The organism is Vibrio sp. 10N.247.311.47 (assembly GCF_041467535.1).
Classification (GTDB): Bacteria; Pseudomonadota; Gammaproteobacteria; order Enterobacterales; family Vibrionaceae; genus Vibrio; species Vibrio crassostreae_C.
Window position 1 is genome coordinate 68,747 of sequence record NZ_JBFSUR010000026.1, and the last position, 9,874, is coordinate 78,620.

Here is a 9,874-nt window from a genome sequence, read left to right on the forward strand (position 1 = left end):
GTTATTTGTTTGTCTCGTTTTGGCTATGCATAATCTCACGCTGTTTCCAGAGCTTAAAGATTGCAGGCAACACCAGTAGGGTAAGCAACAGTGCCGACGCCATTCCGCCTATCATCGGCGCGGCAATTCGCTGCATCACTTCAGAGCCCGTTCCCTCGCCATACATAATTGGAATGAGGCCAATGATCACCGTAAGTACTGTCATCATCACTGGGCGAACACGCAGTCCTGCACCCTCACGAATCGCATCCGTTAAGTCTTCACTCTGAAGTGCTTGCTGGTTCTGCTCCGCATCCAATTTTTTGTAGTGCCATGCTTGGTTTAGGTAGACCAACATAATGACGCCTATCTCAACAGCTACCCCGGCAAGGGCGATAAAGCCCACACCCACCGCAATCGAGAAGTTGTAATTGAGGACATGCATCAGCCATAAACCACCCACCATTGCGAGTGGCAATGTCAGCATGATCATCATCACTTCACCGACACGGCGGAAGCTCAAATACAGCAGCAACATAATGATGGCAATGGTGATAGGCACGACCACACTTAAGCGATCTTTGGCGCGTTCCATGTACTCGTATTGACCAGACCAAGCCAGTGAGTAACCCGCAGGCAAAACAATTTGATCTGTAACGACTTTTTGTGCCTCTGCCACATAAGAACCAAGGTCACGCCCTTCGATATCCACGAACACCCAACCATTAGGACGCGCATTCTCTGTTTTGATCATCGGAGGGCCATCTTCATATCGAATATCCGCGACATCAGAAAGCGCGATACGAGCACCGTTTGGTGTCACTAACGGTAGGTTCTGTAACTTAACGACAGAATCACGATAGCTTTGTGGATAACGAACATTGATTGGATAACGCTCTAGCCCCTCAACGGTTTCACCCACGTTCATGCCACCAACCGCAGTCGAAATAACCTGTTGCACTTCTTTAATGCTCAAGCCATATCGCGCAGCAGAACGACGTTTGATGTCTATCGTGACATAGCGACCACCAGCCACACGTTCGGCATACACAGAAGCCGTACCGCTAACACCATTTAAGATAGGTTCGAGCTGAGAGCCAATGTCCTCTATAACACTCAGATCTGGCCCTGCTATTTTGATTCCGATTGGCGTTTTAATACCGGTCGCTAACATGTCGATCCGAGTCTTGATTGGCATAACCCACGCATTGGTTAAACCTGGGAACTGAATCAGATCATCAAACTCTTTACGCAGAGACTCCGTAGTGACACCGTCACGCCACTGATCTCGCGGTTTAAGCTGAATAACCGTTTCAATCATAGTCAGTGGCGCAGGATCGGTTGCTGTCTCTGCTCGACCAATTTTGCCCCACGTGGTTTCGACTTCTGGAATGGTTTTGATGAGTTTGTTGGTTTGTTGCAACAACTCACGCGCTTTACCAATTGAGATGCCCGGATACGTGGTTGGCATGTACATCAAATCCCCTTCATCCAAAGGAGGAATGAACTCACTACCAAGCTTACTGGTTGGGTAATAAGCAGACGCCATTAAGCCAAGTGCGATAACAATCATCACCTTGGGATACTTGAGGCTGAGGTTCAGAAGCGGTTTATACATCGCCACTAGGCTTCGGTTTACTGGGTTTTTGTGTTCAGGCAACACGTTACCGCGAATGAAGTAACCCATTAGCACAGGCACAAGCGTGATAGCCAAACCCGCCGCTGCGGCCATCGCATACGTCTTGGTAAACGCAAGTGGCGAGAACATCTTGCCCTCTTGCCCTTCTAGCGCGAACACAGGCACAAAACTCAAGGTAATGATAATCAGAGAGAAGAACAGCGGCGCGCCAACTTCTTCTGCTGCCTTACCAATCACTTGCCAACGGTTTTTGTCAGTGAGCGGAGTCCGTTCAATGTGTTTATGAACGTTCTCGATCATCACGATGGCACCATCCACCATGGCGCCAATCGCAATCGCTATACCGCCAAGAGACATGATATTGGCGTTAATACCCTGCCAATGCATCACAATGAATGCACCCAAGATACCAACAGGCAGGCTTAGTGCGATAACCAGTGATGAGCGGATATGGAACAAGAACAGCGCACACACCACGGCGACCACGATGAACTCTTCAGCCAGCTTCTTCCAAAGGTTTTCAACGGCTGAATCAATCAAAGTCGAACGGTCATAAGTCGCGACAATCTCAACACCATCAGGCAAGCCAGCTTGCAGTTCAGCGAGTTTGGATTTAACCGAGTCGATCACTTCACTGGCATTTTCACCAAAGCGCATCACGATAACGCCGCCAACCGCCTCGCCCTCACCATTGAGTTCCGAGATACCACGACGCATTTGTGGGCCAAGGTTAATGTCAGCAATGTCGCCCAATAACAAAGGAGTACCTTTGTCAGTCACTTTTAGCGGCAAAGATTGAATGTCTTCAATGCTTGTCAGGTAACCCGTCGTACGAACCATGTGCTCGGCTTCCGCAATCTCAACAACAGACGCACCGGTTTCTTGATTACCATCTTGGATTGCTTTGTTGACCTGTTGAAGCGTTAGGTCATAAGCACGTAATTTGGCCGGATCAATCTGCACTTGATACTGCTTCACCATACCGCCAACGGTCGCGACTTCAGATACACCATCTACGGTTTGTAGCTCGTACTTCAAGAACCAATCTTGCAGGCTACGGAGTTCCGCTAAGTCGTGCTGACCAGTTTTGTCTTGCAATACATAGCTGTAAACCCAACCCACACCGGTTGCATCTGGCCCTAATGTTGGCTTAGCACTTGATGGCAAATTAGGCGCCACTTGGCTTAAGTATTCCAACACGCGAGAACGCGCCCAATACATATCAGTATCATCATTGAAGATGATATAGACATACGAATCGCCAAAGAACGAGTAGCCACGAACCGTTTCAGCACCCGGTACAGCTAACATGGCGGTGGTTAATGGATAAGTCACCTGATCCTCGACCACTTGCGGCGCTTGCCCCGGATAACTGGTTTTGATGATCACCTGAACATCTGACAAATCAGGAATGGCATCGACAGGTGTATTTTTAACGCTGTATAAGCCGCCAAATACGATGGCTACAGTGGCAACCAGCACTAAGAAGCGATTGCTAATAGACCAGCGAATGATTGCATTGATCATAGTTCGCCCTCACCCGTGCTATTCGTCGGTTCGAGAGATTTGAGCACGTAATCAGAACCTTGCTTCGCCACTAGAAACTGAATGGTTTGACCCTCGGAAAACTCAGATAAATCAAGGTCATCACTGGCTTGGAAATTCATTTCACCCGCTTTCCAATTCCACTCTGGGACTGGCTGATGTTTTACAGTGATCATGCCAAAATCAGCCATCAACATAGTGATTTCACCCGTTACCCAAACTTCGCCTGCGATCTTGTGTTTGTTGACCTTGTAATCAACAACCTCGTACTGCCCTGACTCTGTCTTTCTCATCTCAAAATCAATCGCCTTACCACGTTGCACGTCACTCATGTCTAAGCCTTCCGCAAACGTGAAATTCATCACCATGCCCGGCCAATCCCATTCTGGAACAGGCTGATGGTTAATCGTCACCATACGGCTGCCTTGCATAACATCGGAAATTTCACCGTTTGCCCATACGGTTTCCGCTTCTTCCTCAACACCATTGATGCGTGACAGATCAGCTGATTGGCTCGATTCAGAATCCAACATGAAGTGTGCAGAAGTGACAATACTCTCACCTTGCTCTAGCCCTTGAAGCACCTCTATTTTTTCGCCAGCTTCACGACCAACCTCAATACGAGCAGAGCGATACTTGCCAGAACCTTCTGACATCACCACTCGAGTCATACCACCGGAGTGAATCACCGAAGATCTTGGGATAGTAAGAACCGCTTCATCACTAATGGGTTTCAGCGCAATATTTGCAAACATATTTGGCTTAAGCTCGCCATGGGGATTGGAGAACTTCAAACGAACGCGCAAGGTTCGAGTTTTCGGGTCCAGAATTGGGTAGACATAATCGACGTTGCCCTGCCACTCCTTACCGGGAATCGCATCCAGTGTCATTTCGGCATTGCTGCCTGATGAGATCCAGTGTGCTTGGCGCTCAAACACCTCAGCATCAACCCATACCTCGCCTAATGGGCCAGCACTGATCACCGCTTGTGCAGGTGAAAGATAACCACCTTCTCGAATATTCAGGCTAGCGATGACACCATCCGCAGGCGCTTTGATTTCGATGGTTTGCGAGGCTTTCCCTTTACGAGCGATGGATCGTATCTGCGCTTTATCTACACCTAGGGTGACCAAGCGTTCAGTCGAGCCCTTGATCAAACCTTTACGACCCGTTTTATAAGCACTGATCAACTCTTCTTGTGCTTTAACAAGCTCTGGAGAATAGAGTGTGAAAAGTACATCACCTTTGTTTACCTTCTCACCCACTGCGTTGATGTAGAGCTTCTCAACCCAACCAGCTGCTCTTACGTTGGTTTGCCACAATGTACTTTCATCGAACGCCACATAACCCACGGTTTCAATGCGCGGTGATAGCGCTTCTCGTGTGACTTGTGCGGTTTTCACGCCAAGGTTATTTTCCACGGAAGAATCAATAAACACGGTTCCGGGCTTATCTTTAGCTCCGCCGTTCACATCGTCTGCATACACAGGGATAAGATCCATCCCCATTGGCGACTGGCCCGGCTTATCACGCTGATAATTTGGGTCCATCGGAGCTACCCAATACAAAGGCTCATCGCTGGCCTGTTTACTTACATCTGCGCCTGTACTCGTTGCCATTGCTGACATGTCGTGTGCTGGATTAATCAGAAAATGGTTCACACCAAAACCCAATGCACCACCGACCAATAAAGCGATTGTTGCTACTTTTACTGAACTCATTATCTATCCCTTACTGATTCTCTGTGGTTACAAGCTGTGGTTGATTTACTTGGTATTCAAAGCCACTGACTAACGCCGCCAGTTTGCTGTTAACGATGTTGAGATCGGTGATCAAACGTTGTTGCTCTAACTTAAGCGCCAGCTCATCGGTCGTTGCTAAAATGACATCGTTAAACTGAGCGGTATTGTTTTGATAGCCCCTCTCAACCGCACTGATTCGTGCTGCAGTTTGAGGAAGCAAGGACGTTTGATAGCGATCTAATCGCTGGATCAGATTTGATCTGTCCACCAGCAATGCGTTCACTTGCGCGTTCATTTGGGAAAGTAAGGTGTCTTTTTGAGATTTAGCCGCACCAACTTGATACTGAGCAGCCGATAAGTTTTTATCTTGTCGGTTCCCTGTAAACAGCGGGATGTCGACTGTCAGATAAGCACTCACCAGATCAGAAGCTGGTTCACCCGCCATGTTATTGGCTTGACGGTGTGCATACATCACTTCCACCCCAAACTGCGGGGTATAAGCTTGCTCGGCTAACTCGACCTGAGTTTGATTGGAGGAAATACTGACATCGGAGATCTTAACCAAAGGATGGTCAGTCAGTAGCTGGTAGTGCTTGGTTGAATCGATATTGGTCGCTAATTTGCTTTCCAACAATGACCAATCGATTTGGTTAGTTGCATTCAGTGTGCCCTGAGAATCAAGAACCTGAGAGCCTAGCCAATCAGAACCCAACCATTCAGAAAGCTGAGAGATTAGACGACGCTGAACCTGCTGGTTTGCCTGAAGTTTCTCATCAAGCTTGCTCACTTGGAGCTGAGCATTAAGCAGATCTTGCGCTTCGCTTTTACCAATCGAGTAATTGGTTTGTACATAGTTTTCAAGCTCAACCAACAAACGACGATTTTGACGAATCACCGACTCAGCCTTTTGCTGATAACCTAACTTAAGCCAAAGCTGCGTCATGCTATTCGCAACCGTCAATTCTCTTGCTTGCACCTGCAAAGCTAAAGCATCTGCCTGTTGGCCTGCCTTTTTTTGTTGAAGGTTAAGCGTATCGCCACGCTCAAACTGCTGCATCAACCCTACCGATATATTGGTCATCGGGTCTTCGTCGAATTGAAAACTATCGACAGGCAAACCGCCAAATCCAACTTTTAATTTAGGATCCATTAAGGTCGAGCTGGCAATGCCCGTTTCTCGCATCGCTTGAGACTGAGCAAAGTACTGTTTGCGATTTCCATCTTCGCTTAAAGCAATCTCAATCAGTGTATTGAGTTGCTGCGTCGAGCTTGCTTGGTCATGTGCTGAAATGTGTTGAGCATTTGAAGCTGACGCCGTGGTAGCCGCGAGCGTAGCACTTGAAAACAAGGCCATAGGCAAGGTAGCAGCAACCACTAAGCTCGTGTTCATGACAAACACAGAGGTTGTTGGTTTCATATTCACAATGAATGTCCATATCTAACGCTAATTAGCGCATAAAAAAGAATGGCTTATCAGATTTATCTAACTGATAGAGCTGTATTTTTAGATATAGATTTATGCGGAAGGTGGGCGTAGCAAAGATTGAGCGCGTGCGACTTTCTGGCCAATCGTGACCGATTGAAAACGAGCTAATGAAAAGGAAAGTTGATCAACGGCTTGAACAGCCTGAATTGGATAGGGACTTGCAGAACACATTGAGGCACAGCAATCGACACTCGAACAATGGTTACCCATCATCGAGCTACCGTCTTCGCTCATTGAAGACATATCGCATTGAGCCATCAAAGCATGGGCACTCATGTTAGAGTCTTCAGCGTGTACTTCTTCACTCATCACATGACACCCCGCCATTGAATCATTAACCGAAGTATCGCTGTGGTAACAAGCCGACTTGCTCGACCCCATTTCCATCATCATTACTTCAGTCATCAAGGCTGAGGAGCTTGAGGCATAGCTAGACATCAACATCGCAATGATGCTGAAAACAATAATCCAAGTTTTTCGGAATGTGTTTGTCATAGCTTACCTTTGAATTTACACCGCAACTATAAACGTTACCCTTAGGGTAAGGTCAATGCCATTGTGCCGATATTTGCCTGACCGTTGAAAAAGTATTCATCCTCTCTTTCATCAAAATGAGATAATTCTTCGACTTTGCAGTTTTTTCTTTAAAAATTATCCAATTAGCTAGCGAAACCTCTATCTGTGTATTTTACTTAAGATAGTGCAACCACGATTCACGGATGATAAAAATGGCTAACAAAAAAAACGTCGAAGCAAACAAGAAAAATACAGAAATCAAAAATAAGAAAAGTAACAAGCTAGAACAAAAGAAACCAACACAAAAAAAGAAGCGCAGACTGCATTCACATCTAAAAGTGAATATCCCACTTTTTCAGTCACTCATGATGATTTTGCCATCATTGGCTAAACACGCTGCTGCAGAAAGTATAGACAATGCCAGCGACGCTGCAGATCAAGTAACCGCAAATAACGTGACCGAAAAAGATGTCACCGATGACCATAGCAAGGCGGACTCATCAGCGGTTGCTCTCCAAGACGCTCAGGCGAGTGACAACGACGTAAACTCAACCTTAAGTGCAAGTCATGCCGCCCATGGTTCGAGCTCTAACTTGGTTCCTTCTCATCATTTGTCGACGCTTTCTCACCCGCAAGTCCATTACATTCCTTCGGTATCGATGCCGACTATCTCCTCAGGAAGTAACGGTCAGCCGACTAATTCAAATGCGCCGACGACACCCGCTTTACCCGTCACCTTTATGCCAGAAGTCATAAAAGGTACGTACGGAGAGCTTCATGTTGATGCAAATGGTCAATACACATTCGTATTGAATCCAAATTCTCCTCAATACATCCTGTTAAACCAGCACCAACCATGTACTGATCATTTTGCGTTACATCTATCTAATGGCTCGAGCATCATTGTTCAGATACCGGTAACAGGTAAGCAAGACACGCCAAATATTTCTGGAGACTTAACAGGTGTGGTAACAGAAGATCACAATATTGATTCACAAGGCTTGTTACATGCGAACGGCAAAATCGATGTCATAGACCCTGACCAAAATGAAAGTTCGGTTACGCCGGAAGTTATCTCAGGTAAATATGGTTCATTAACTATCGATGCTGATGGACATTGGCAGTATCAAGTTGATAACTCGCTCTCTAATGTTCAAGCTTTAACCGCAGCCACTTCACTGCATGAAAGTTTCACAATTCACACCAAAGATGGCACACCGCAAACGATCGATATGACAATAGGTGGCAACGATGACAATGCCGTAATTACGGGTATGGATGCTGGCACGTTAACTGAAGATTTAACGACACAAGTTCAAGGGCAGCTTTCGGTAACGGACTCTGATCTTGGAGAAGATCATTTTCAGGCATCACAAGTAACTAGCAATTTCGGTACGCTAAGCATCACCAAAGACGGTGCGTGGACATACAATTTAGACAACAATAACCCAGTAGTTCAAAGACTTGGCCAAGGTTCAACTGCGACAGACATCGTCACTGTTCACTCTGCCGACGGTACACCTCACAACGTAACTATCAACGTGAGAGGCACTAATGATAATCCAGTAGTAAGCAGTCAATCTCCACACCTCCCCTCAAAGGCAAATATTAGTGCACCTCCTTCGGGACTGGGGAAAACCATATATGAGGATGTAAATGTGCAAAATGGCCATTTACATACCGGCGGTCAATTACATGTTGATGATAAAGACTTCAACGAATCAACATTTTTGCCTGAGAATCTACATGGGGCTTATGGCGAATTAAAACTTACGAGTCAAGGCACTTGGTCTTACATTGCTAACAATAACAATCCGAATATAGAACAACTGAATAATGGCGACACGCTAACCGAGCGCTTTAAAATACATACAAAAGATGGATCGGTATTTGAACTTAATGTTTATATCAATGGCACCAACGATAAAGCGACGGTCAGTACAGCAACGGTCAGTATAGATGAAACCGACAAAGCAGTAACGACTTCAGGAACATTGACCAGTACCGACGTGGATAATCAAGATAATGCGTTTACACCGGATTCGATTACTGGCACCAATGGTGACCTGACTATTGATGCTAATGGGCATTGGGTGTTCACCGCCAACAGTGCGTTTAATCAATTGAACGTCGGCGATAAAGTCGAAGAGACCTTCACTGTATCGTCTATTGATGGCACAACGTCAACGGTCAAAGTGACGATTAACGGCACTAACGACGCCGCTACTGTCAGTAGCACGACCGTTGCCATCGATGAAACCGACAGAGCGGTAACGGCTTCAGGTACGCTAACCAGTACTGACGTGGATAACCCAGACAATACCTTCACGCCAGGTTCCATTGCAGGCACAAATGGCGACCTCACCATTGATGTCAATGGTCATTGGGCGTTCACCGCCAACAGCGCGTTTAATAAATTGAACGTCGGCGATAAAGTCGAAGAAACCTTCACGGTGTCATCCATCGATGGCACACCGTCGACCATAAAAGTGACGATCAATGGCACCAATGATAAAGCTACTGTCAGCAGTGCGACCGTCGCCATCGATGAAACCGACAAAGCGGTAACGACATCAGGAACATTGAACAGTACCGACGTAGATAATCCAGATAATGCATTCACACCGGATTCAATTACTGGCACCAACGGTGACCTGACTATTGATGCCAATGGTCATTGGTCGTTCACCGCCAACAGTGCGTTTAACCAATTAAACGTCGGCGATAAAGTTGAAGAAACCTTCACGGTGTCGTCTATTGATGGCACAACGTCAACGGTCAAAGTGACGATTAACGGCACTAACGACGCCGCTACTGTCAGCAGTGCGACCGTCGCCATCGATGAAACCGACAAAGCGGTAACTACCTCAGGTACGCTAACCAGTACTGACGTGGATAATCCAGATAATACCTTCACACCCGATTCCATTTCCGGTACCAACGGTGACCTGACTATTGATGCCAATG

Annotated in this window: 5 protein-coding genes; 1 reads left to right on the top strand and 4 read right to left on the bottom strand. The window is 46.5% G+C overall.

Translation table 11 applies throughout. The annotated features are described in order from the left end of the window. Position 1: 1 nt before the first annotated feature. From AB6E51_RS17085 to AB6E51_RS17100, 4 genes are all read right to left on the bottom strand, one after another. Positions 2-3,145, bottom strand: coding sequence for an efflux RND transporter permease subunit (locus AB6E51_RS17085; RefSeq protein ID WP_372058984.1), 3,144 nt, complete (start codon positions 3,143-3,145; stop codon positions 2-4). Continuing rightward, on the bottom strand, positions 3,142-4,884 hold the full coding sequence (locus tag AB6E51_RS17090; RefSeq protein WP_372058986.1) for an efflux RND transporter periplasmic adaptor subunit: 1,743 nt from the start codon (positions 4,882-4,884) through the stop codon (positions 3,142-3,144). The genes AB6E51_RS17085 and AB6E51_RS17090 overlap by 4 nt, the downstream gene beginning before the upstream one ends. 10 nt (positions 4,885-4,894) lie before the next feature. Further along, positions 4,895-6,322, bottom strand: coding sequence for a TolC family protein (locus AB6E51_RS17095; protein WP_372058990.1), 1,428 nt, complete (start codon positions 6,320-6,322; stop codon positions 4,895-4,897). Positions 6,323-6,421: 99 nt separating this feature from the next. Beyond that, the gene (locus tag AB6E51_RS17100) at positions 6,422-6,886 is read right to left on the bottom strand and encodes a hypothetical protein (protein ID WP_017064449.1); all 465 of its coding nucleotides are present in this window, start codon (positions 6,884-6,886) and stop codon (positions 6,422-6,424) included. A 233-nt stretch (positions 6,887-7,119) separates the two neighbouring features. Between AB6E51_RS17100 and AB6E51_RS17105 the strand changes: the two genes are divergently transcribed. Then, the coding region (locus AB6E51_RS17105; RefSeq protein WP_372140017.1) for a VCBS domain-containing protein at positions 7,120-9,874 on the top strand (2,755 nt) is incomplete at its 3' end.